General features: G+C 65.2%; 20 protein-coding genes. 3 read left to right on the top strand and 17 right to left on the bottom strand.

What is annotated here, in order from left to right; all coding sequences use genetic code 11:
• Position 1 precedes the first annotated feature (1 nt).
• The 17 genes from icmH to tssA form a co-directional block, all read right to left on the bottom strand.
• Complete coding sequence (gene icmH / locus AYB31_RS11370; protein WP_068828716.1) at positions 2-868, bottom strand: type IVB secretion system protein IcmH/DotU; 867 nt, start codon at positions 866-868, stop codon at positions 2-4.
• Between the two features lie 2 nt (positions 869-870).
• Entirely contained in the window at positions 871-2,202 is a 1,332-nt protein-coding gene (gene tssK, locus AYB31_RS11365; protein ID WP_068828714.1) for a type VI secretion system baseplate subunit TssK, read from the bottom strand.
• Between the two features lie 3 nt (positions 2,203-2,205).
• Positions 2,206-2,676: a type VI secretion system lipoprotein TssJ gene (gene tssJ / locus AYB31_RS11360; RefSeq protein ID WP_068828712.1), complete on the bottom strand. Its 471-nt coding sequence runs from the start codon at positions 2,674-2,676 to the stop codon at positions 2,206-2,208.
• 18 nt (positions 2,677-2,694) lie between these two features.
• Entirely contained in the window at positions 2,695-3,912 is a 1,218-nt protein-coding gene (gene tagH, locus AYB31_RS11355; RefSeq protein ID WP_068828710.1) for a type VI secretion system-associated FHA domain protein TagH, read from the bottom strand.
• 18 nt (positions 3,913-3,930) lie between these two features.
• The gene (locus tag AYB31_RS11350; RefSeq protein WP_068828708.1) at positions 3,931-4,065 is read right to left on the bottom strand and encodes a type VI secretion protein; all 135 of its coding nucleotides are present in this window, start codon (positions 4,063-4,065) and stop codon (positions 3,931-3,933) included.
• A gap of 52 nt (positions 4,066-4,117) precedes the next feature.
• Complete coding sequence (locus AYB31_RS11345) at positions 4,118-5,623, bottom strand: sigma-54-dependent Fis family transcriptional regulator (protein WP_153020706.1); 1,506 nt, start codon at positions 5,621-5,623, stop codon at positions 4,118-4,120.
• 22 nt (positions 5,624-5,645) lie between these two features.
• Positions 5,646-8,225: a type VI secretion system ATPase TssH gene (gene tssH / locus AYB31_RS11340; RefSeq protein WP_068828706.1), complete on the bottom strand. Its 2,580-nt coding sequence runs from the start codon at positions 8,223-8,225 to the stop codon at positions 5,646-5,648.
• A 12-nt stretch (positions 8,226-8,237) separates the two neighbouring features.
• A complete protein-coding gene (tssG, locus tag AYB31_RS11335; protein WP_068828704.1) occupies positions 8,238-9,275 on the bottom strand; it encodes a type VI secretion system baseplate subunit TssG in 1,038 nt (345 codons plus the stop codon).
• Between the two features lie 76 nt (positions 9,276-9,351).
• Complete coding sequence (tssF, locus tag AYB31_RS11330; RefSeq protein ID WP_068828701.1) at positions 9,352-11,142, bottom strand: type VI secretion system baseplate subunit TssF; 1,791 nt, start codon at positions 11,140-11,142, stop codon at positions 9,352-9,354.
• 14 nt (positions 11,143-11,156) lie between these two features.
• The gene (locus AYB31_RS11325) at positions 11,157-11,675 is read right to left on the bottom strand and encodes a hypothetical protein (protein WP_068828699.1); all 519 of its coding nucleotides are present in this window, start codon (positions 11,673-11,675) and stop codon (positions 11,157-11,159) included.
• A 320-nt stretch (positions 11,676-11,995) separates the two neighbouring features.
• Positions 11,996-12,385: a hypothetical protein gene (locus AYB31_RS21495; protein WP_153020703.1), complete on the bottom strand. Its 390-nt coding sequence runs from the start codon at positions 12,383-12,385 to the stop codon at positions 11,996-11,998.
• A gap of 7 nt (positions 12,386-12,392) precedes the next feature.
• Positions 12,393-13,367, bottom strand: coding sequence for a DUF6402 family protein (locus AYB31_RS11320; protein WP_068828697.1), 975 nt, complete (start codon positions 13,365-13,367; stop codon positions 12,393-12,395).
• An 8-nt stretch (positions 13,368-13,375) separates the two neighbouring features.
• A complete protein-coding gene (locus AYB31_RS11315; RefSeq protein WP_068828695.1) occupies positions 13,376-13,900 on the bottom strand; it encodes a PAAR domain-containing protein in 525 nt (174 codons plus the stop codon).
• A 24-nt stretch (positions 13,901-13,924) separates the two neighbouring features.
• Positions 13,925-14,329 carry a type VI secretion system baseplate subunit TssE gene (gene tssE, locus AYB31_RS11310; RefSeq protein ID WP_068828693.1) on the bottom strand — a complete coding sequence of 135 codons (405 nt, stop codon included), beginning with the start codon at positions 14,327-14,329 and terminating at the stop codon, positions 13,925-13,927.
• Between the two features lie 4 nt (positions 14,330-14,333).
• Positions 14,334-15,809, bottom strand: a complete 1,476-nt coding sequence (gene tssC / locus AYB31_RS11305) for a type VI secretion system contractile sheath large subunit (RefSeq protein ID WP_068828691.1) — start codon at positions 15,807-15,809, stop codon at positions 14,334-14,336.
• Positions 15,810-15,832: 23 nt separating this feature from the next.
• Complete coding sequence (tssB, locus tag AYB31_RS11300; RefSeq protein WP_068828688.1) at positions 15,833-16,339, bottom strand: type VI secretion system contractile sheath small subunit; 507 nt, start codon at positions 16,337-16,339, stop codon at positions 15,833-15,835.
• A gap of 35 nt (positions 16,340-16,374) precedes the next feature.
• The gene (gene tssA / locus AYB31_RS11295) at positions 16,375-17,934 is read right to left on the bottom strand and encodes a type VI secretion system protein TssA (RefSeq protein WP_068828685.1); all 1,560 of its coding nucleotides are present in this window, start codon (positions 17,932-17,934) and stop codon (positions 16,375-16,377) included.
• A 511-nt stretch (positions 17,935-18,445) separates the two neighbouring features.
• Between tssA and cfaB the strand changes: the two genes are divergently transcribed.
• The 3 genes from cfaB to AYB31_RS11280 form a co-directional block, all read left to right on the top strand.
• Positions 18,446-19,630, top strand: coding sequence for a C17 cyclopropane fatty acid synthase CfaB (cfaB, locus tag AYB31_RS11290; RefSeq protein ID WP_068828683.1), 1,185 nt, complete (start codon positions 18,446-18,448; stop codon positions 19,628-19,630).
• Positions 19,631-19,682: 52 nt separating this feature from the next.
• Positions 19,683-21,425: a sensor histidine kinase gene (locus tag AYB31_RS11285; protein WP_068828681.1), complete on the top strand. Its 1,743-nt coding sequence runs from the start codon at positions 19,683-19,685 to the stop codon at positions 21,423-21,425.
• 42 nt (positions 21,426-21,467) lie between these two features.
• The coding region (locus AYB31_RS11280; RefSeq protein WP_068828679.1) for a sigma-54-dependent transcriptional regulator at positions 21,468-22,531 on the top strand (1,064 nt) is incomplete at its 3' end.

The raw sequence follows: 22,531 nt of genomic DNA, 5'->3' as shown, positions 1-22,531 counted from the left end.
ATCATCCCTGATTGTTTTGTGCGGGGGCCGGGGCAACCTCGGCCGCCTGATAGGGTTGCAGCACGGTGCCGCGTTGCTCGTGCAGCACCCAGCTGAAGCCGGCGTAGAGCAGTGCCAGGCCGGCGACGGTGGCGACGGCTACCAGCCAGCCCGGGACGATGCGTACCAGCCGGCGGCGACCTTCCTTGAGACCTTCCCAGTGCGGCGACAGCTCGCGCGGGATGTCACCGCGCAGCTGGCGGATCTGCCGGTACAGGCTGTCGCGGATCGCCTCCAGTTCGAGCATGCCGCGCGGCAACACGCGGTACTTGCCCTCGAAGCCGAGCGACAGGCAGATGTACATCAGCTCGAGCATGGGCAGGTGCTTGACCGGGTTGCGCGACAGGTGTTCGAGCAGCTGGAAGAACTTTTCGCCGCCGAAGGTCTCATTGTGGAAGGTCGACAGCAGGCTCATCTGCGACCACGCGCTCTCGTTGCCCCAGGGCGTGGTGACCACGGCCTCGTCGACCACGGTGCACAGCACGTAGCGCGCGGCCATGACCTGGCCACCGTCGACCCCTTCCTGCAGGGCGCGATGCTCGAAAAGCTTGATCGCCACGTTGAGGCGCTCGTTGAGCGCGTCGAAGTTCTCCGCGGCGGCGCTCGTCTTCAGCCGCACCACCTCCGAGAGCAGCAGCGAGGCGGCGGCCACCAGCGGGTTGAAGCTGATGTTGAAGACCTCCGCCGGGCGCATGCGCGCGGCATAGACCATGCGCTCTTCGAGCTGCTCGAAGCGCGGTGCATTGAAGTCGGTGAGCGGGCCGCGCGGTGCGCTGCTCTCGCCCTGGCGGCTGAGGACGACGGTGGTGTCCTGTGCTTCCCTGATCATGTTCAGCTCCTGATCGCCCAGAATTTCAGTTCAAGCCCGGCGAAGTCGCCGGACACGTGGAAGGCAAAGCCGCCGGAGCTTTCCAGCTGCGCCAGTTCCTCGGCGCTGAACTCCAGAGCGAAGTAGCTCTTGCCGGCATGGAACGGGATCTGCCGCGGTGCCACGGGCAGCGGTTTGACCTTGATGCCCGGCAGGTGCAGGTTGACCAGCTGGCGGATGCGCTCCACCGCGGCGATCTTCAGGTGCGCCGGCAGGCGCTTGCGCAGTTCCTCGGACTCGCACTGGGCGTTGGCCGCGAGGACGAAGGTGGCGCTGCCGAGCAGCTTGTGGTCCTGCAGCGGCGACACCTGGATGCCGTACTGGCGCTGCTGCAGCGGCAGCTCGATGGCGTGCTGTTCCAGCACCATCGACAGCACCTGGCGCAGGGCCTCCATCAGCTTGCGGAAGCTGCCGGCCTGGTCGTTGTGCAGGTAGCGGCTGTCCAGGCGTGGGCGCTTGTGGTCGGCGGCGAAGGTGGCCAGCTCGCCGAGCAGGCCGACCAGCTCGCGATAGAGCAGCTCCGGGTGCATCTGCTCCAGGCTGAGGTAGTGGCGCAGCTGTGGCTCGTAGCGGTTGACCAGCTGCAGCATGAGGAAGTCGCCCACCTCGGTATTGCCCAGCTTGCCGGCGGCACGCACGCGCTCGGCGAGGATGTCGCCACGGTGGCCGAGCAGGCTGATCACTTCCTTGAGGCACGACAGCAGGTAGCTGGAGGCCTGGGTGTGCAGGAAGGTCGGGCTGAATTCCGGGTCGAGGCTGATCACCCCGTCCGGGCTGGTGTCGAAGATCTCCGCCACCTTGAGGGTGACGAAGGCCTGGTCGTGCTGCTGGTCGCCGAGCAGCAGGCGGAAGTCCGGGCGGCCGCAGCTGACCTGGCTGACGATGGCGTCGCCGGCGTTGGAGTCGGCCACGTCGAGGTCATGGGCGCGGTAGCGCGCCAGTACGTCCTGCTGCTCCGGGCGGCGGCTCTCGATATGGTTGCCGGTAACCAGCGGCAGGGCCAGGTACACCGGGGTGGCCGCCGTGTTCGGCGGTACGTCCAGGGCCAGCGGTTCGCGGCTGGCGTCCAGTTCGAACAGGCTGCCGTCCGGCAGCACGCCGCTGGCCTGGCTGAGCACCAGCTTGCCCATGCCGAGAAACTGGCGGTCGATCTCCAGACTGAAGAAGCCCCAGGGATAGACGTCCTGCAGGCGCGAGCGCGACTTGAGCTGGTGCTCGAAGTAGCGATCGTTCTGCTGGAAGTGCTGCGGGCGCAGGAGCATCCCTTCCTGCCAAACAACCTTGAGCATTTCCATTGCTCAGTCCTCTTCCTTGAGCGGCGCGATGCCGTGTTTGTCCAGGCGCAGGCCGGCCCGGTTGATTTCGCTGGGTTGCAGGCTGACGACGAAGCGCCAGCTGGCCTCCGGCAGGTCGCGGTAGGCGGCGATCACCCCGACGTAACGGCTGCCGGGCTGTACCGACAGCTTCAACTCGCGCTCTTCACCGGGGCGCACTTCCAGTTCCTCGAAGCTGACCAGGTCGGGCATCAGCGATTCCTTGGGCCGCTGGTACAGCGAGAAGAAGTCGCTGTTGTTGAACGACGAGGGGTTCTTCAGCTCCAGCAGGCGCACCACGATGGGCGAGGGGCGACCGTGCAGGTCGGGGTTGAGGTCCTCGCTGGCCGCCAGCTTCAGGTCGAGCTTGGTGGTGTCGGAAAACGGCGACAGGCTGGAGCAGCCACCGAGGGTGGCGAGCAGAGTCAACAGGCTAAGGCTGATAAGACGGCGCATGGCATTCATCCTTGCTTCTTAGGAAGGCTGGTAATCGGTGTTGAGGGTGGCGATCAGGCGAACCTGCTCTTCGTAGGTCTTGGCGAAGTCGCGGGCGAACAGGCGCTGGCTCCAGTCGTCGTCCTTTTCCAGCGCACGGAAGTGGCGCTGGTAGGCGCGCCAGCGGCTGCCGGCGGTGGCGATCAGCGGCTTGCGCTCCTGCTCGAAGCGCAGGGCGAGCTGCTCCGGGGCGAACTGTTCGAACAGGCCCTGCACCGCCGTGCGGCTGGCCGCGTACAGCGCCACCTGGTGTGCCTGCAGGTCGCGGAAGGCGCGGCCCACGGCCTGTTCGGCGGGCAGCTGGCCGGGCTTGTTGCCGCGCAGCAGGGCGCTGAGGGTTTCGCCGGCATCGCCGACCTGCTTGAGCGGGTTGTTGCCGGCGCTCTGCACGGTGGTCAGGGCCAGGCGCAGCTCGTTCTTCAGCTCGCTGCGGGTGCGCAGGCTCTGCTGCAGGCCGCCGACGCTCTGTTTGAGCAGGCGTGCAGCCTGCACGGCCAGGGCTTCGCGCGCGGCCGCATCGAGGTCGTCGAGCTTGACTCCCAGGGCCTCGCCGAAACGCTGCCAGAAACCGTCCGGCAGTGGCTCGGCGGCAGGGGCCGGGCGCGGCTGTGGCTGGGGCGGCGCCACGGGTTCGGGCGTGACGTCCTCGACCAGCTCGGGCACCAGCAGGCTTTCCATGTCGATGCGCGCGTACTGGGTGCGTGCCTGCTGTTCTTCCGGCGACTGCACCAGGCCGGCGAACTCGTCCAGCGGGGTGTAGCCGCGTGGTTGCTGCTGCAGGGCGGCGATGGGGTCGAGGTCGAGGAAGGCGTCGTCGGGAATGATGCTGCCGGCGTGCTGGCGCTGGCCGATGCTGTCCTCGAACTGCGCCGGGTCCTGCAGCACGCGGGCGCGGATCTCCAGTTCACCGAGGCAGTAGACGTTGCCGTGTTCGATGCGCTGCGGCTCGCCCTTGGGCAGGCGCGCGCCGTTGTCCTTGAGGGTCACGCCGTTGCTGCTGGTGTCGGTCAGGTAGAAGTGACCGTCGGCGTAGCTGACCTGGGCATGGCGGTTGGAGAGGATGCGCTTGCTGTCCGGGATGGCCCAGTCGCAGTCCTCGCCACGGCCGATCACGCCGCCGGCCTTGCGGAAGGTCATGCTGCTCAGCTGTCCCGGGGCGTACTGCTGGGCGCTGACGATGTCGAATACCAGTTCCATGGTGGGGGCTCCTTGCGCTCAGTCGGCGCGGCGTTCGTCTTGCGAGTCGCCCAGCGGGCGGTAGTCGCCGTCGCTGGATTTGTAGTTGCCACCGCAACCGGCGAGGGACAGCAGGGCGGCGAGCAGGGTGACGGTCAGAAGGCGGTGGGACATCGCGGGTTCTCCACTGGCGGTGATTGAGGAAGTCGTTTGCATGGGCGGCGGCTCAGACATCGGCCTGGCTGATCTGCAGCCGGCTCATGCGGTACAGCAGGGTGCGGCGCGGCAGGCCCAGCTCGCGGGCGGCCTGGCTCTGGTTGCCACGGTTCTTGCGCAGGCAGTCGAGCAGCAGGTTGCGCTCGACCTTCTCCATGCGTTCGCGCAGGTTCATGCAGCCGTCGTCGGTGCCGCTGGTCTGCTGCAGGTTGAAGTGCTCGGGCAGCAGTTCGCCGCCTTCGCACAACAGCACGGCACGCTCCACCAGGCCCTTGAGCTCGCGCACGTTGCCGGGGAAGGCGTAGCCGGCCAGGTGGTCCAGGGCGGCGTCGGACCAGCGGCACGGCTGGCGCTGCAGGAAGTGGCTGGCCTTCTCGGCGAAGTGCCGGGCCAGGCGCAGGATGTCTTCGGCGCGGGCGCGCAGCGGCGGCAGCTCGATGGGGAAGTGCGACAGGCGATAGAACAGGTCTTCGCGAAAGCGCCCTTCTTCCACCAGGGCGCGCAGGTCGCGGTGGGTGGCGGCGATGATGCGTACGTCGACCTTGTGCGTCTGGGTGCTGCCCAGCGGGCGCACTTCGCCTTCCTGCAGCACGCGCAGCAGCTTGGCCTGCAGGGCCAGGGGCATGTCGCCGATCTCGTCGAGGAACAGGGTGCCGCCGTCGGCGGCGTCGAACAGGCCCTTGCGGTCACGCTCGGCGCCGGTGAAGGCGCCCTTGCGGTAGCCGAACAGTTCGCTCTCCAGCAGGTTTTCCGGCAGCGAGGCGCAGTTCTGCACGATGAACGCCTGGCTGCGGCGGAAACCGCAGTCATGGATGGCGCGGGCGACCAGCTCCTTGCCGGTGCCGGTCTCGCCGGTCAGCAGTACGCTGGTGGGGTTGTGCAGCACCTTGCCGATCAGCTGGTACACGCCGCGCATGGCCGGGCTGCCGCCGATCAGGCCGTAGTCGCTGGGCAGCGGTTCGCTGTGTTCCTCGTTCTGCAGCGGCTGCGGTGCGCGCAGGCGTTGCAGCAGCTGGTGCTGGGCCAGGGCGAAGGCACCCAGGCTGGCCAGCGAGGCGGTGAACACTTCCAGGTCGCGGGTGCCGCTGCTGGCCACCAGCAGCAGGCCGGCGACGCGTGCCTGCTCGTCCTGCAGCGGCAGGCACAGCAGGCTGCGCCAGGGCTTCTCGGTGGCCGGCAGGAAGCTGGTCTCATGCAGGCTGGGGTCGAGGCTGGCCAGGCTCAGGTGGCGGTTCTGGCACAGGCAATACTGCAGCAGCTGCTCGCCGTCATAGTCGCTGGGCAGGCTGGCTTCGTGCTCGGCCAGGCGGCCGTCCAGCCACTCGGCGGCCAGGGTCAGGCGAGTGTGGGTGCTGTCCAGCAGGTACAGCTGGGCCAGGCGGCAGCCGGCCAGTTGCGCCGCCGCCTCGGTCAATGCGGCGGGCAGCTGCTCGGCAGCCGCCAGGTGCGCCAGGCGGGTGAACTGCTGCAGCAGTTGTTCGGCATAGGCCAGCGGCTGGGTCATCTGCCCCAGCAGCGGCGCCATTTCGGGAAGGCGCTCAGGCAAACTCACAGGCCAGAGCTCCTTCGCCATCCAGGGTGGCGTGCACACGGGATACCGCGACGCCGCTGGCCATGGCGTCCAGCAGACGGTCGGCGATGCGCGGCAGCAGGCTCTGCTCCAGCAGCTGGTCGATCAGGCGGGCGCCGCTCTCGCCGCTGGCGCAACGCTCGGCCAGGTGCTCGATCAGTGCCGGGCTGTGGCTGAAGTCCAGCTGGCGCCGCGCCAGGCGCTGGCCGAGGCGTTGCAGCTTGAGCTCGATCAGTTCGCGCATCACCGCACCGGCCACCGGGTAGTAGGGCACCACGCGCATGCGCGCCAGCAGCGCCGGCTTGAAGTGACGGCTGAGGCTTGGGCGGATCGCCTCTTCCAGCTGTTCGGCCGATGGCTGGTGCTCGCCGTCGCACAGCGCGGCGATCTGTTCGCTGGCCAGGTTGGAGGTGAGCAGGATCAGGCAGTTGCGGAAGTTGATCTCGCGGCCCTCGCCGTCGTTGGCCACGCCCTTGTCGAAGATCTGGTAGAAGACGTTCATCACGTCCGGGTCGGCCTTCTCCACCTCGTCGAGGAGGATCACCGAGTAGGGCTTCTGCCGCACCGCTTCGGTGAGCATGCCACCCTCGCCGTAGCCGACGTAGCCGGGCGGCGCGCCGATCAGCCGCGACACGGTGTGCTTCTCCTGGAACTCGGACATGTTGATGGTGGTGAGGAAGCGCTCGCCGCCGTACAGCAGGTCGGCCAGGGCCAGAGCGGTCTCGGTCTTGCCCACACCGCTGGGGCCGACCAGGAGGAATACGCCGGCCGGCGCGTCGTCCTTGTTCAGCCCGGCGGCGGCGGCGCGCATGGCGCGGTCGAGTGCCACCACGGCCTGCTCCTGGCCACGCACGCGGGCGCGCAGGTCACTGGCGAAGCTGGCCACCTTGGCGTTGTGCTCGCGGGCCAGCTGGGCCAGCGGCACGCCGGTCCAGTGGCTGATCACTTCGGCGACCAGGCGCGGGCAGACCTCATGGCTGACCAGGCGCTCGGCGGCGTGGGCATCGCTGAGTTCGGCCTGTACGTCGCGCAGTTCGCACTCCAGGGCGGTCAGCTCGTCCTGGTTGTCGTTCTCGCGGGCCTCGGCGCATTGCTGGCGCAGTTCCAGCAGGCGCTCGGCCAACAGGCGCTGGGCGCTCCAGCGCGACTCGATCTGCTCCAGTTCCACGGCGGCTTCGGCCAGGCGCTGTTCCAGAGCGCCCAGAGCGGCTTCGTCCACGCTCAGGCCGGCCTGTAGATCGCGGCGCAGGGCCAGGCGTTGGCGCTCGCCTTCGGCCAGCTCGCCACGCAGGCGTTCCAGTGCTTCCGGCGCGGCGGCCAGGCTGATGCGTACACGGGCGCAGGCGGTATCCAGCACGTCCACCGCCTTGTCCGGCAGCTGACGACCGGCCAGGTAGCGGGCGGACAGCTCGGCGGCGGCGACCACGGCATCGTCGCGCAGGTAGATGCCGTGGCTCTTCTCGTACACCGGGGCCAGGCCACGGAGGATGGTCACGGCTTCCTGCACGGTCGGTTCGTGCAGCTGCACCGGCTGGAAGCGGCGGGCCAGGGCCGGGTCCTTCTCGAAGTACTTCTTGTATTCGCTCCAGGTGGTGGCGGCGATGGTGCGCAGCTCGCCACGGGCCAGGGCCGGCTTGAGCAGGTTGGCGGCGTCCGAGCCACCGGCCTGGGCGCCAGCGCCGATCAGGGTGTGGGCCTCGTCGATAAACAGGATGGTCGGCTTGGCCGCGCCCTTCACTTCGTCGATCACCCCTTGCAGGCGGCGCTCGAACTCGCCCTTGACGCTGGCACCGGCCTGCAGCAGGCCCATGTCCAGGCCGAGCAGCTCGACACCCTTGAGTACGTGCGGCACTTCGCCGGCGGCGATGCGCAGGGCCAGGCCCTCGACCAGGGCGGTCTTGCCGACACCGGCCTCGCCGACCACGATCGGGTTGTTCTTCCGCCGGCGGGCGAGGATGTCGATCATCTGGCGGATCGCACCGTCGCGGCACAGCACCGGGTCGAGCTTGCCGTCGCGGGCCTGCTGGGTGAAGTTGTGGGTGAAGCGCTGCAGGTTGGACTCGCCCGGCGCGGCGGGTTTGCCGCCGGCGCTCTGGGGTTGCTGGCTGAGGGCGAAGTCGCGCAGACGCTCGGCGTCGATCTTCGCCAGCAGCGGCTGGTAGCGCGTGCCGGCGTAACGCATGGGGTTGCGCAGCAGGGCCAGGAGCAGGGCAGCCTGTTCGATCTGGCTGGCGCCCAGCTCCAGGTTGGCCACCAGCAGGGCATCCTGCAGCCACTGCACCAGTTCGGCGGAGAACACCGGGTTACGCGACTCGCTCATCTCGCCGCGCGGCTGCAGGGTGGCGGCCAGCTCGCCGGCGTCCACCTCGGCATCCTGCAGGGCACGGGCCAGCAGGCCGTCGCGGCGTTCGAGCAGGCCGAGCAGCAGGTCTTCGACCAGGATCTTGCTGCCACCACGCTGCAGGCAGCGTTCGGCGGCGGCTTCGAGTTCGCGGCGGGTCTCGGCGTCCAGTGCCTGGACCAGCTGTTGGAGGTCGACGTTGATCATTTCATCAGTCCTTTAATGAGTCTTGCTGCCGATGGTGACCACACCATCGGCCTGTTCGTGGCCGAGCCAGCTGGTCCAGCCCAGGTGGCAGGGGTTGTCTGCGCCGAGACGCAGCTCGCGGATCTCCTCGTGGCGCAGGGCCAGGCGGATGTCGTAGTCGAGCGGGTCGCGCAGGGTGAAGCGCACCAGCGCGCAGAGCGGCTGATAGCCGTTGCCGATGGGCAGGAATTCGTGGAAGCGGTCCCAGCTGAGCTGGCGGATATGGATGCGGAACTTGCCGCCGCGGTCGCGTACCGAGTCGCCCAAAACCAGGCTTTCGCCCAGCTGGCTGTTGGCCAGGCCGAGGCGGTTGCGCTGCTCGGCGATGATCGCGACGCGGCGCTCGACGCACTGTTCGATGCGCAGGTCGGCGTGCTTGAAGTAGTAGCGCAGCACCGACTCGACCAGCGCCGCCGAGTGGGCGCGCAGGCTGAGCAGGCCGAGGTAGGGCAGCAGGCGCCGCCAGTTGAGGTCCTCGGCGGCGCGCAGGCGCTCACCGCCGAGGCCGATCAGGGCGAACAGCCTGGCGGAGAAGGCGTCGCGGGCGCCCGCTTCGTAGTGCGCGTGATAGCGGTATTTGCGCCAGATCGGCAGCAGCAGGCGCTGCAGGCGGTCGTTGAACAGGTCGAGGAAATCGCGGGTGCTGTTGCCGTCCGGGCCGTCACCCAGGGCCTGTTCGCTGTAGAAGGCCGGCAGCGGCGAGCCGGCGCCGAACAGGCCGACCAGGTTGATGCGCAGGCGTGCGCGCAGTTCGCCGTGTTCCTCGAAGAACTCCAGGCGATCGGTGTCGCTGCCGGGGAAACCCAGGCTGGGGTTGGCCTGGAACTCCAGGCGCTCGTACAGCGCTTCCTCATCCAGCTCGGGATAAGCAGTGCGCAGGCGCTCCAGTACCCGCAGCACACCCTGGAACAGGCTGTATTCGCGGATGCCGGCGCTGAACTTGTTAAGAGCCCCCGCAAAGTCAGCTGCGCTGCGGCCAGGCGGCGTTGAGTTGGTGCTCAGAATGCTCATTTACACCTCGTAAACTGCGCTTCTTCGCACCAACTCGCCTTGCCTGGCTCTAGCTCGCTAGCCTTTGCGGCGGCTCTTAGAGCAGGGGCTGTTGCCCCATACGCGGCGTCCATTGGTACACCTCTCCCTGTGTGCTCTGTACGCGCAGCTCGTGGTAGCTGTTGAGGCTGGCGTAGAGGGCGAAGAATTCATTGAGTACCGAGGCGAACAGGAACAGGTCCCCTTCACCCAGGTAACCGTCCTGGTCCATGGTCAATTCGGTGCGCACGCCGCGAATCGGCAGACCGCGATGCAGGCGGTCGACGTGCTGGTGGGCGATCTTCTTCAGGCCGCCGAGCATGCGCTGGCTGACCTTGAGCGCGTGCTGGTCGTAATGGCGCGGCAGGTCGTAGGTTTCGAGGATGACCTTGAGCGCCTCGACGTCGGCCAGCGACAGGTAGTTCAGCGACATGTTGGAGATCAGCTTCCACAGGTAGTCGCGGTGCAGCGGTGGCGCGTAGCTCGGGGTGACTGCGCCGATATTGCGGAAGGTGAGGAACTCCGGGGTGTCCTCGCTGGGCAGGCAGATATCGCCCGGCTTGAGCTGCCGGGCCAGGCTCTGGTTGGTGCAGGTCAGCTCGATGGACAGGGTTTCCTGGGGCTCGCCGTTGCGCGCGCCGAAGCTCAGCCAGGTCTCCAGGCCGTCGCCGAGCAGCGAGGACTGCTGGCGCACGCTGTAGTGCGGTCGTGCGCGCGGCTGGTCGAAGCTGGTGTCGTGCTCGAAGGACTCGAACGGCACGTACTCCTCGTAGCCCATGCCGCCTGGCTTCCAGCCCGTCACCCGATCCACCGAGAACACCCCGCAGTGCTGCGGCTGGTACTCGGCGGGCAGCAGCAGGTACTGGTCCTGCTTGCCGTCCAGGCGGATCGGGATGGCGTCGTGGGCGAACAGGTTGACCACCGGGGTGCAGTACAGGCGCACGTTGTCCTGAGTCGGGCGGATGCGCTGCAGGCCGGTCTTGCGGATGTCGAAGCGCAGCTCCAGGCCGCGGGCGCGCTCCAGCACCTCGGCGGGCTGGCGGCCGATGGCGTCCAGGCCCTTGAGGTCGACGAACAGGAACTTGTCCTGGAAGGCGAAGTATTCCTGCAGGTGGCGATAGCCGCGGAAGGTGTTGTGCGGGTAGGGGATCAGCGCCTGTTCTTCGCTGAAGCCGACCGCCTCGACCTGATTGGCCGCCAGGCTGATGGTCGGTAGCGGCAGGCCGTAGTCGTCCGTCAGCGCCTGGCCGGCGTCGTCCAGCAACACCAGCTGGATGCCCCCGAGATGACGCAGCAGGCCGAGATAGAGCAGCTGGGCGATATAGCGCTCACCGGCCAGGTGCAGGCGCAGCTGCTTGAGGCCGACCTCGCCGAGGTGACCGTCGGCGCTCATGGCCAGGCGCAGGCTGAGCAGCGCGCCATCACCCTTCACCGAATAGTCCAGGCCGTTCAGCGCCAACGGCAGCACTTCAGTCGCGTAGGCGGTGCGGAAGCGGCAGGTCACACCTTCGATGGCCTTGGCCTCCACCGGCGTGTGGCGTGGCACCTGCAGGGCCGGGCCGGGGCGCTTGAGCGGGTCGAACTGCAGCATGCTGAAGGCCGGCAGCGGGCGCATGTAGTTGGGCCACAGCAGGTGCATCAGCGAATGGGTCAGCTCCGGTAGCTCGTCGTCGAGCTTCTGTCGCAGGCGCCCGGTGAGAAAGGCGAATCCCTCCAGCAGGCGCTCCACATCCGGGTCGCGCCCGGCCTGGCCGAGAAACGGCGCCAGCGCCGGGCTGCGCTCGGAAAAGCGCTTGCCCAGTTGGCGCAGGGCGGAGAGTTCGCTCTGGTAGTGGTGGTTGAAAGACATCTATCTATCCTTGATCAGTCAGAGCCATTGGCGGGTTCAGCCAAATACTCGATCCATTCATCACTGGCCCCGTGTTGCTTCAGGTAAGCCATGCGGACCTCATCGGAGGCGTGCTGCCAAAAGGGATTCCAGACCCAGTTCCACCAATACTCGAGGCTGCTCTGCTTGCTCATGATCGCCTCGATAGGCTCCATGTCGGGAAAGGCAAACCATGGCGCTGGAGGTGCCTTGAAGGTCGTATCAAGTTGTTCAAGAAAGACCTTCGAGTTGGTGGTCAACTCGATGAGCAAACCGCTGAACTCTTCACGAGCAAAAAGTTTCAGTGCTTCTCCGTTTCCATTCACGACATCAACAACCTGTGCTGGCTCATTGACTGCCTGACAAAATCGTTCTGCGATAAGCGCACAAAGCAGAGCGAACTCACGTACCGAGATCATCAAAACACAGTAGTACGCGGCAGACGCTTGCTCACCGCTGAAGACCTTGCGTGGATAGGTCGCCAACTGCGTGTTCGATTCAGGTGACATAATCATCAGGCAGGTACTTGGTTAAGAAGATAAGTACCTGCAATATGCAGAGCCGGAACAATCAAGAGCCCAAGAAGCGCCATGAGTCGATATGGTGTGGTATTGCGTACCTTTTTAAAGAGTCCAAGTATTGCGGTCGCGAAGCAGTAGATAGCCAATAGCCCAAACAGATCGCTGTCAGCAACAGTGGCTAGGTAATCGGCAATACTCGTGCTTGGCATATACTGACCTCTCTATCAATACACTGCGACTTATTTCTCACTACACCGAAAGAAGTCGATTTTCTCAGGCAGCGACCAACTACCATATCCATTATATGGTCGAGATTAACCACACTCTCGCAGCGTCCAGCCGGCATAACCGTCATTAGTTGGATAGATCGCATTGCCGTTAATCCATTTTTCACTTTCACTATCGGCAAACTCACTCTGCCATAGCAACCATTCAGAGCTTTTAAGCAGAGTTCCATCCTTGCGGTACACACGGAAAAATGCGTCGCTGCTAAAGAGCTTGACGAGCTTCCCGGGTACGCCAAGGGAAGAGAATTTTGGGATGTAGGCGTTGATATAGCAGGCGCGAGATGTGCTCCATGTAGTTGCATATGGCTCGGTGCTTCTGCTTAGGCTGAGCTTGACGTACAGCCAAGTGATTAACGGCATCAGCACCAAGACAGCTGTCACAATAAAAATCACTTTGTATCGAAGTCTGCTAGGCATGGTGGTCTCAGATACTCGATGCACGCGCTTTAAATTCTTCAAAGTCGGTATTGCTCAAGTGCACGACAATAGACACTGGGTAGTGCTTGACTGTCGAAAACACAAGAAAGTCGCCGCCTTTGTTCCATCTCTTTCGATAGTTATTGAAGCTATCGTTAGTAACCTTAAAATATCGGAGATCGGATTTATCGATGAAGTCCGGTTCGGCAAAATAGTCTATGGGACCCGGTCGGATGACACCTTGTTTATTCCAATAACCCAGAAGCTGATCCCCATCAGTATTCAGGAAGTCATAGGTATCTCGGACGTACAGGCCTACTTCCTCAATCTCAATAGCAGGGAAACCGTGGTCGTTGGCGATGGTTCTAATCTTAGTGGCGGCAATTTTAATGGCGAAACTACCCAGCGCTCCGTAGACATCGTCAAGGGCATCGGTAGCCTTTTCCCACGTACTAGCTCCGATGCGCATCAGATTGAACTGGGAGGTATCTTCCAGTTGAATGGCGGACAGGTTGCTGAAATCCTCATACGCATTCTGCAGGGTATAAGTCTTCTCGTTGAGATGACCGATGCGCTGCAAGCGAGTCATCAGAAGCATCAGTCCTCTGGAGAGTTGATCAAACGGCGACTTAAGGCGACCAACTGTGGCGTTGAATTCAGTGACATTACTTAGCGTGGAGATCAATTCTTCGACATGGCTTTGAACTCTGGTCGAGCTGCTGAAAAGCCAGTCGAAAGGGATGTCTGTGAGCAATTGAGCCGGGGCTAGGTTACTGGGAGAGACGTTGCCGCGCTTTACGTCCATAGGCAACTCATACGCCGGATTGTCGAACCACTTGCGCATCACTCGCGCACCTTCCGACCAGCCGAGCGTATCCATCGCTTGAGGGATATCAGTGATCTTGAATGTCTCTACAGCAGCTTCTTTACCAGCTGCTTCGCTAGCAGGAGACAGCCTGGAAAGAATGGGTGCGATAAACATGCTGACCCCTAAGCAATCACGAGAGCTGTTTGTGGTTCCAGCGTCAATGTGACGCCTTCGGCCTTGTTAGCGGCGATCAGTTGAGTCTTACCGCTCTCATCTGTGACCCCGTTAATGACCTTCCCTGATTCAGTCTCAAGACGGTATGCGCGACCTGCAACGGGAACGCCACTGACCGCATCTCGAATCATGAAGTGCTCATTAAAAACGCCGGCCATCACAAGCGGCGCAGGCGCTGTAAACGCTGCCCCACCCCCACTGACCCCAATCAGCACCGTCCCCGACCCTGCTACCACCACATTGCCGTGGTTACCCACGGTGCCGATGGTGGTCGCCGGTTTGCCGTTGATCAGCACGGTCGGGATCACATTGCCGCTCAATGCGCCGCCGCAGGCAGATGGGTCACCCTGGCGGGCGGCCGGCAGGCTGTCGAATAGCACATTGGGCGAGCCGACGGCGATCGGGTTGGTGCCGTGACCGGGGATCGGGCAAGCGGTGGGGTCGCCCAGGCGGGCGGCGGGTTTACCGGACATCCATGCTCTCCTTTGAACAGGCCCTTACCTGACCTTCACTTGCCCGCTGCCATCCAGCTGCGCGGCAAAACTGACCTGACGCTTGATGCCCTCGACCTGCAGCAGCCCTTCGATGGCGAAGTTGAGGCTGAGCGGGTCGTGCTCGCGCGGCAGGGAAATGACCCGCACCTGTTTCAGGCGCGGCTCGTATTGTTCGATGAAGCGTTCGATCGCCATGCGTGCCTGCTGCAACGCGTCGTGCAGCGACAGGCGCATGTCGTTGAGATCGGGCAACCCGTAGTCGGGCAGCGTCTGCACGCTGCCCGCCCGGGTGCTGAGCATCTTGGCCAGATGGGCAGCCACCGAGGCCATCACGGCCACCTCGTGGTCGAGGCGGGCGCGATTGGCGGTGTCGCCGCCGAGGCGCTCGAACAGGCTGCCGTAGGCCATGTGCTTATTCCTTGTCCAGCTTGCCGACCAGCGACAGGGTGAAATCGGCACCCATGTACTTGAAGTGCGGGCGCACGTTGAGGCTGACGCGGTACCAGCCCGGCTCGCCTTCCACGTCGCTGACGATCACCTGGGCGGCGCGCAGCGGACGGCGGCTGCGGACTTCGGAGCTGGGGTTCTCCTGGTCGGCGACGAACTGGCGAATCCACTTGTTCAGTTCCAGCTCCAGGTCGGTGCGCTCTTTCCAGGCGCCGATCTGCTCGCGCTGCAGCACTTTCAGGTAGTGCGCCAGGCGGTTGACGATGAACAGGTAGGGCAGCTGGGTGCCGAGCTTGTAGTTCAGTTCGGCGGTCTTGCCTTCCTCGCTGATGCCGAAGAACTTCGGCTTTTGCGTGGAGTTGGCAGAGAAGAATGCGGCGTTGTCGCTGCCCTTGCGCATGGTCAGGGCGATAAAGCCTTCTTCCGCGAGTTCATATTCGCGCCGGTCGGAGACCAGCACCTCGGTGGGGATCTTGGTCTCGATCTCGCCCATGCTCTCGAAGTGGTGCAGCGGCAGATCCTCCACCGCGCCACCGCTCTGCGGGCCGATGATGTTCGGGCACCAGCGGAACTTGGCGAAGCTGTCGGTCAGCTTGGAGGCGAAGGTGTAGGCGGTGTTGCCCCACAGGTAGTGCTCGTGGCTGGCCGACACGCTCTCCTTGTAGACGAAGGTCTTCACCGGGTTCTCTTCCGGGTCATAGGGGTTGCGCAGCAGGAAGCGCGGCAGGGTCAGGCCGACGTAGCGCGCGTCTTCGCGCTCGCGGAAGCTCTGCCACTTGGCGAACTGCGGGCCTTCGAAGTGATCCTTGAGGTCCTTCAGGTTGGGCAGGCCGGTGAAGCTCTCCAGGCCGAAGAATTTCGGGCCGGCGGCGGCGATGAAGGGCGCGTGCGACATGCAGGCCACGGCGGCCACGTGTTGCATGCACTTGATGTCCGGCGAGCTGGGGTCGAAGAAGTAGTTGGCGACGATGGCGCCGACCGGCTGGCCACCGAACTGGCCGTACTCGGCGGTGTAGATGTGCTTGTACAGGCCGGACTGGGTGATTTCCGGGCTGTCCTCGAAGTCATCCAGCAGGTCCGACTTGGAGGCGTTGAGAATCTCGATCTTGGTGTTCTCGCGGAAATCGGTGCGATCGACCAGCAGCTTCAGGCCGCGCCAGGAGGATTCCAGCGACTGGAACTCCGGGTTGTGCAGGATTTCGTCCATCTGCCGGCTGAGCTTGGCGTCGATCTCCGCGATCATGCGGTCGACCATGGCCTTCTTCACCGGCTCGTTCTGGTTGTGCGGCTTCAGCAGCTCTTCGATGAAGGCCGACACGCCGCGCTTGGCGATGTCGTAGGCCTCGTCGTCCGGGGTCAGGCGGGTTTCCGCGATGATGCGGTCGAGAATGCCGGCGTCGGCGACATTCCGGGTACTTTCCACTACTGCACTGGTGCTCATGCTCGGGCTTCCTTGTCGAGAAATCAGGCGTCTTGCGGGGCTTGGGCGGCGAGGCCCAGTTCACCCAGCACGCGGTCGCGGGAGTCGTCGTCGGAGAGGACGCTTTCGATGGCCTTGCGGAATGCCGGGGCGTTGCCCAGCGGGCCTTTCAGGGCGACCAGGGCGTCGCGCAGTTCCATCAGCTTCTGCAGCTCCGGCACCTGCTCGACCACGGCTGCCGGGTTGAAGTCCTTCAGCGAGTTGATCTTCAGCTCGACCGGCAGCTCGTCGTCGGTTTCTTCGCCTTGCAGGCGGTTGGGTACGGCGAAGGTCAGGCTCAGTTCCTGCTTGCCCAGCACTTCGTCGAAGTTGTTCTTGTCGATGCTGATCGGCTTGCGATCCTCGATCTTGCGCTCGTCGGCGCGTTGGGTGAAATCACCCAGCACCATCAGCTTCAGCGGCAGTTCGATCTCTTCCTGAGCGTTGCCTGTCGCCGGTTTGAAGGTGACGTTGATGCGTTCCTTGGGGGCTACCGAGCCTTCTTTGGCCATGGTTGTTCTCCTTTACGTTCAGAGGCCTCGTGGCCTCAATCCAGCACCACTTCGAGGTCGAGGTGGCACAGCCTGCGGTGGATCTCTTCCTTGCGCTCGCGGATCGCATGGTTCTGCGGCAGCAGCTCGTAGCAGTTGTGCAGCAGACGCAGCACTTCCAGGGCGAGATCGGGTTCCCACTCGCCGAGGCCGGAGGCCTGCAGCGTTTGGTCGAGGGATTCGAGTTGGGTCTTGGCCAGTTCGTGCTTCTTCGCCGCGCTGCACAGGCGGGCCAGGGACAGTTGCCAGAAGAAGCGTGCGCGGCCGCCCTGGGCCTGGGCCATACCACGCTTGAGTTGCTGTACGGCGGGTTTCAGGCCGTCCTTGCGCAGCAGTGGCAGGGCCTCCTGCAGGGCCAGCTCCCAGGCGGGCAACTCGCCACTACCGGTTGGCGCGCTGGGTTCGCTGCTGGGCGCCTGCAGGTGCGGCATGACACTGGCGCCGATCCAGGCGCGGGTCTCGGCGTCGGCGAACGGCGCGCCATCGTGAAAGCGCAATTCTTCCAGGCCTGGTACGCGCTGCAGGAACAGCGCCAGCTGCATTTCCACCTCGCATATGGCGGCCTCGGCGTTCAGCTCCTGCAGGCATTCCCAGGCCAGGCGCTGGCCGTCCAGCCAGAACGGCGCGCGGGCGATGCTGACTTCCAGCTCCACCAGCAGGTCGGCGTACTGCCCGGCGGCAAAGCGCTCGGCGAAGTTGGCCAACTTGTCCGCCGGCAGGCCGCGCAGGGCGGTGATCTGCTCGGCGTTGCGCTCCGGCAGGCTGTCGATCGGCAACCACAGCAGGGTGCGCGCCAGGCGCAGGGCACGCAGGTCGCTGGCCTTCTGCTTCAGCCACCAGGTGCACAGTGGCCGGGCGCCGTCCTGCAGGGCGCGCAGCGCCTTGTGCGCGTCGCGCTCGTTGTCCAGCGGGGTGGTCGGGTTGAAGACCTGGGCGGCGGCCTGCTTGACCTGGGCGATGGCGGCACCGACCGCGCCCGGCTCGCTCTGGCCCTGGGCGGCGCGGGCGATCTGTTCGTCCAGGCGCCGGCACAGCGGCAGTAGCAGTGGTGCATCCTCACCCAGACGCTCGGCCAGGCATGTTTCCAGACCGCGCAACAGCTCGGCCAGGCTGCGGAACAGCGGCAGCTGGGTGGCCACGGGGATGTCTTCGCCAAGCACCTTTTCCAGACGCGGGGTGAGCCAGGTGAGGGCAGCGGCGCGGGTGCGCTCCTTGCGTGGATGCAGCTCATCCCAGTGCTGTTGGCACAGCTCCAGCAGCAGGCCCAAGCCGGCCTGCAGGCCATTCAGGCCCTCGCGCTGGTGCAGGCTCCAGACCAGCCAGCAGGCGGCGCGCAGATCCTTGGACTGATGGCGCAGCAGCGCCTCGCTCAGATCGCGGATCTTCTGCCAGTCGATGGCCTCGGTCTGGTGCAGGGCTCCGGCCTTTTCCAGCTCGCCTTCGAGGGCTTCGTATTCGCTGGAATAACGCATATCGGCACCGCCGAAGTTGCCTTCTTCAATAGGCAGCTTGGCAAGTTGCAGATAATGCTCGGCCAGTGGAGATAGTGCAGTCATTCCTTGACTCTTGTGTGCTCGGAGCAACTTACGGTGATGCCTCATATATATGAGTGGCAGCACCTGCTCACGTGACGTGTGCAACTTCTTGCGCGCTTTCTATGCGCAACAAATTGCGCAAAGTCCTTATGGGGTGGGCATCCTAGACCTGGCGTCAGGGATCGACAAGGCAAAAAGTGTGATGGGCTCGGCAAGCGGAACGATTTACCGAGGGCATTGTCGTGAACGGTCATTATCTATTTTGGCGCCAAATAAAAGTTAGCGCTTAATGTCCCTCTATAGATGAATGAAAGTTCACAAATATATGTAGGAATTCACTTACATATAAATAAGCGCTGGTTCACATTTGAGTGGCCGGGAATGTTCAGGGCTGTGACGGCGGTCGGTATTTCCCCTGTGCGGCAGTGCTCAGGTTCGACCGCTCGGTCATGGGTTGCTCCGGGCGGTTTTGAGAAAAATGCCGGGTTGGCTGGTCTAAAGAGGCTGTGACTCCCGACCGGAGGGCCTGGATATGCTCGCCATGCTTCCCGCTCTGTTGCGTGACATCGATCTGCCGCTGCGCCTGCGCCTGTGGGATGGCCAGCAGCTCGATCTCGGTGCCGAGCCGCAGGTAACCCTGATCATCAAGGACCCGACCCTGCTGGCCGAGCTGTCCCGCGCCGGCCTGGGTACCCTGGGCAGTGCCTATGTCGAGGGACGGATCGATCTGGAGGGGCCGATCCAGCAGGTCATCCAGCTTGGCGACCGGCTCAGCGAGGTGCTGCTCGCCAGCGAGGAGTTGCCGCCGGTGCAGTACGGCCAGCACGACAAGGCCAGCGATGCCGAGGCCATTCGCTACCACTACGACCTGTCCAACGACTTCTATGCTCTGTGGCTGGACAGCCGCATGATCTATTCCTGTGCCTACTTTCCCCATGGCGACGAAGATCTGGAGGCGGCGCAGAACGCCAAGCTGCATCACCTGTGTCGCAAGCTGCGGCTCAAGCCCGGCGAGCGCCTGCTCGATGTCGGTTGTGGCTGGGGCGGCCTGGCGCGTTTTGCCGCCCGCGAATATGGCGTCGAGGTGTATGGCATCACCCTCAGTCACGAGCAGCTGCACCTGGCGATGCAACGCGTGGCGGACGAGGGGTTGCGGGATCGGGTCGAGCTGCGCCTGCAGGACTATCACGACCTGCCGCAGGACGGCTGTTTCGATAAGGTGGTCAGCGTCGGCATGTTCGAGCATGTCGGGCATGCCAACCTGCCGCTGTATTGCCGCCAGCTGCACGGGGCCTTGCGCGCCGGCGGCCTGGTGATGAATCACGGCATCACCTCGAGCCATCTCGACGGTCGTCAGGTCGGGCATGGCGCCGGCGATTTCATCGAGCGCTATGTGTTTCCCCAGGGCGAGCTGCCGCACCTGACGCGGATCGTCGCCGACCTCAGCGCGGCGGGGCTGGAAGTGGTCGACGTGGAGAGCCTGCGCCTGCATTACGGGCGTACCCTGGAGCTGTGGAGCAACAATCTGGAGGCCCGTCTGGAGCAGGCCGCGCAGCTGGTGTCGGAGCGCGTGCTGCGCATCTGGCGACTGTACCTGGCCGGCTGCGCCTACGGCTTCCGCCGTGGCTGGGTCAACCTGCACCAGATCCTCGCCAGCAAGCCGCACGCCGACGGCAGCCACGAACTGCCCTGGTCGCGGGCCGACCTCTACCCTTAAGCCTGCTCCCGCTTTGCTACCATGCCGGCTCCCCGCTGTCGGCGAGCCGTGCATGAGCCTGTTTCCCTCCCGCGTTCGCGTTGTCTCGACCCTGGCCATTCTCGCCGGCCTGCTGCTGTGCGTCTGGCTGACCGGGCTGCTGGCCGAGCGTCGGGCCTGGAGCCAGCGCAGCGAAGAGGCCGCCGCGCAGCTGGAACTCTACGCCCAGTCCGTGCACACCCTGGTCGAGCGGTTCCGCTCGGTGCCGGCCTTGCTGGCCCAGGATGGCGATATTCGCGACCTGCTGCAGGCGCCGACGGACCCCTTGCTGCGCCAGGCCATCAACCACCGGCTGGAGTCATTGAATATCGCCGCCGGTTCGGCCGTGCTCTACCTGCTGGATGCCAAGGGCGAGGCCATCGCCGCCAGCAACTGGCGTGAATGGAGCAGCTTCGTCGGCAACAACTACGCCTTCCGCCCCTACTTCCAGGATGCCGTGCGCGAGGATTCCGGGCGCTACTTCGCCGTGGGCGTGACTACCGGGGTGCCCGGCTACTTCCTTTCCCATGCGGTCAAGGATGCGTCCGGTCGGGTGCTCGGCGTGCTGGTGGTCAAGCTGGAGCTGGAGGAGCTGCAGCGCGAGTGGGTGGGCCAGGCCGAGGTGCTGCTGGTCAGCGACCGGCATGGCGTGGTCATCCTCAGCAACCGCCCGGCCTGGCGTTTCCGCCAGCTGCGGCCGCTGGCCGAGGCGCAGCGCCTGGAGCTGGAGCAGGCGCGCAAGTTCGCCCGGCAGACCCTGCAGCCGTTGCCCAGCACGACCCTGCGGCAGATCTCGGCGCAGGCCGAGCAGCGCCGGGTCGAGGGCCCGGACGGCCGTCACGACTACCTCTGGCAGCGCCGCGAGCTGCGCGACGAGGGCTGGACCCTGCACCTGCTGGTGGAGCCCGCCGCGGTGGCCGGCGTGGTGCGCAGCTATCGCCTGGCCGCCGCCGGCCTGTGGACCACCGCGGTGTTCCTGCTGCTCTGGCTGCTGCAGCGGCGCAAGACCCGGCGCCTGCAACAGCGCAGCCGCGAGGAGCTGGAGCGCCTGGTCGAGGCGCGCACGGCCGAGCTGCGCATGGCCCAGGACGAACTGGTGCAGGCGGCCAAGCTGGCGGCGCTGGGGCAGATGTCGGCGGCGCTGGCGCATGAACTGAACCAGCCGCTGACCGCCATGCAGATGCAGCTCGGCAGCCTGCGCCTGCTGCTGGAGCAGGATCGTATCGAGCCGGCGCGGGCCGGTTTGCAGCGCATCGATGGCTTGCTGCAGCGCATGGCGGCGCTGACCGGCCACCTCAAGACCTTCGCCCGCAAGAGCCCGGGCGGCCTGCGCGAGCGCCTGGAAATGGGCCAGGTGCTGGAGCAGGCCCTGCAACTGCTGGCGCCGCGCATACGTGCCGAGGGCGTGGAGATCGTTCGCCAGCAGATCGAGCCGGCCTGGGTGCTGGGCGATGCCATCCGCCTGGAGCAGGTGCTGCTCAACCTGCTGCACAACGCGCTGGATGCCATGGCCGAGTGTTCGCAGCGGCAACTCGACCTGCGGATCCGCCGCGAGGGCGAGGCCTGGCGACTGGAGGTGGAGGACAGCGGCGCTGGCATCGCCGAGGAACATCTGCCGCACCTGTTCGAGCCGTTCTTCACCACCAAGCCGGTTGGCGAAGGCCTGGGCCTGGGGCTGGCGGTGTCCTACGGCATCGTCCACGAGCTGGGCGGCAGCCTGAGCGCGCGCAATGGCGAGGCCGGGGCGATCTTCAGCCTGAAGCTGGCGGCGGCCTAGGTCATCCGGGCTACACTGCGGCCCTGCGCAATGGGAGGTGGCATGAGCGACCAGGTGATCTTTGTCGATGACGAGGCGGCGATCCGCGAGGCGGTGCAGCAGTGGCTGGAGCTGTCCGGCCTCGAGGTGCGCACCTGCGATTCGGCGGCTGCGGCCCTGGCGCTGGTCGAGGCGGACTTTCCCGGCGTGGTGGTCAGCGACGTGCGCATGCCCGGTCAGGACGGCCTGCAGCTGCTCGAAGCACTGCTGCAACGCGACCGTGACCTGCCGGTGATCATGGTCACCGGGCACGGCGATGTGCCCATGGCGGTGCAGGCGCTGCGCCAGGGCGCCTATGACTTCATCGAGAAGCCCTTCACCCCCGAGCGCCTGCTGGACAGCCTGCGCCGCGCCCTGGACAAGCGTCGCCTGGTGATGGAGAACCGCCAGCTGCGCGCCCAGGTCGCCGCTACCGGGCGTATCGAGGCCGAATTGCTCGGCGTGTCGCCAGCCATGCAGACCCTGCGCCGGCAGGTGCTGGAGCTGGCGCAGACTTCGGTCAACGTGCTGATCCGTGGCGACACCGGCAGCGGCAAGGAGCGGGTGGCGCGCTGCCTGCACCAGTTCGGCTCGCGTGCGGCCAAGCCCTTTGTCGCCCTCAACTGCGCGGCGATCCCCGAGACCATCTTCGAGAGCGAGCTGTTCGGTCACGAGAGCGGTGCCTTTACCGGCGCTCAGGCCAAACGTATCGGCCGTATCGAGCATGCCGATGGCGGCTCGTTGTTTCTCGACGAGATCGAGAGCATGCCGCTGGCGCAGCAGGTCAAGTTGCTGCGGGTGATCCAGGAGCGCAGCCTGGAACGCCTGGGTTCAAACAAGAGTATCGCCGTCGACCTGCGGGTGATCAGCGCGGCCAAGCCCGACCTGCGCGACGAGGTGCGAGGCGGGCGCTTCCGCGAAGACCTGCTGTATCGCCTCAACGTCGCCGAGCTGCATATCCCGCCACTGCGTGAGCGGCGCGAGGACATTCCCCTGCTGTTCGAGCACTTCGCCGCCGAGGCCGCCCGGCGCCATGGCCGCGAGGCGCCGCCGCTGCCGCCGAGCGAGCTGGCGCGGCTGCTGGGCCA

The sequence above is a fragment of the Pseudomonas sp. BMS12 genome, from assembly GCF_001592875.1.
GTDB lineage: Bacteria > Pseudomonadota > Gammaproteobacteria > Pseudomonadales > Pseudomonadaceae > Aquipseudomonas.
Note: the sequence above shows the minus strand (reverse complement) of the source record. Positions and strands in the feature narration are given on the sequence as shown.

Excerpts from the sequence above, each read along its gene's own strand:
- tssA (WP_068828685.1), bottom strand. The coding sequence starts at position 17,934 with ATGACTGCACTATCTCCACTGGCCGAGCATTATCTGCAACTTGCCAAG.
- tssG (WP_068828704.1), bottom strand. The coding sequence starts at position 9,275 with ATGAGCATTCTGAGCACCAACTCAACGCCGCCTGGCCGCAGCGCAGCT.
- AYB31_RS21495 (WP_153020703.1), bottom strand. The coding sequence starts at position 12,385 with ATGCCTAGCAGACTTCGATACAAAGTGATTTTTATTGTGACAGCTGTC.
- tssB (WP_068828688.1), bottom strand. The coding sequence starts at position 16,339 with ATGGCCAAAGAAGGCTCGGTAGCCCCCAAGGAACGCATCAACGTCACC.
- icmH (WP_068828716.1), bottom strand. The coding sequence starts at position 868 with ATGATCAGGGAAGCACAGGACACCACCGTCGTCCTCAGCCGCCAGGGC.
- AYB31_RS11285 (WP_068828681.1), top strand. The coding sequence starts at position 19,683 with ATGAGCCTGTTTCCCTCCCGCGTTCGCGTTGTCTCGACCCTGGCCATT.
- tssJ (WP_068828712.1), bottom strand. The coding sequence starts at position 2,676 with ATGCGCCGTCTTATCAGCCTTAGCCTGTTGACTCTGCTCGCCACCCTC.
- AYB31_RS11315 (WP_068828695.1), bottom strand. The coding sequence starts at position 13,900 with ATGTCCGGTAAACCCGCCGCCCGCCTGGGCGACCCCACCGCTTGCCCG.
- tagH (WP_068828710.1), bottom strand. The coding sequence starts at position 3,912 with ATGGAACTGGTATTCGACATCGTCAGCGCCCAGCAGTACGCCCCGGGA.
- AYB31_RS11350 (WP_068828708.1), bottom strand. The coding sequence starts at position 4,065 with ATGTCCCACCGCCTTCTGACCGTCACCCTGCTCGCCGCCCTGCTGTCC.
- tssC (WP_068828691.1), bottom strand. The coding sequence starts at position 15,809 with ATGAGCACCAGTGCAGTAGTGGAAAGTACCCGGAATGTCGCCGACGCC.
- cfaB (WP_068828683.1), top strand. The coding sequence starts at position 18,446 with ATGCTCGCCATGCTTCCCGCTCTGTTGCGTGACATCGATCTGCCGCTG.
- tssF (WP_068828701.1), bottom strand. The coding sequence starts at position 11,142 with ATGTCTTTCAACCACCACTACCAGAGCGAACTCTCCGCCCTGCGCCAA.
- tssK (WP_068828714.1), bottom strand. The coding sequence starts at position 2,202 with ATGGAAATGCTCAAGGTTGTTTGGCAGGAAGGGATGCTCCTGCGCCCG.
- AYB31_RS11320 (WP_068828697.1), bottom strand. The coding sequence starts at position 13,367 with ATGTTTATCGCACCCATTCTTTCCAGGCTGTCTCCTGCTAGCGAAGCA.
- tssE (WP_068828693.1), bottom strand. The coding sequence starts at position 14,329 with ATGGCCTACGGCAGCCTGTTCGAGCGCCTCGGCGGCGACACCGCCAAT.
- tssH (WP_068828706.1), bottom strand. The coding sequence starts at position 8,225 with ATGATCAACGTCGACCTCCAACAGCTGGTCCAGGCACTGGACGCCGAG.
- AYB31_RS11325 (WP_068828699.1), bottom strand. The coding sequence starts at position 11,675 with ATGATTATGTCACCTGAATCGAACACGCAGTTGGCGACCTATCCACGC.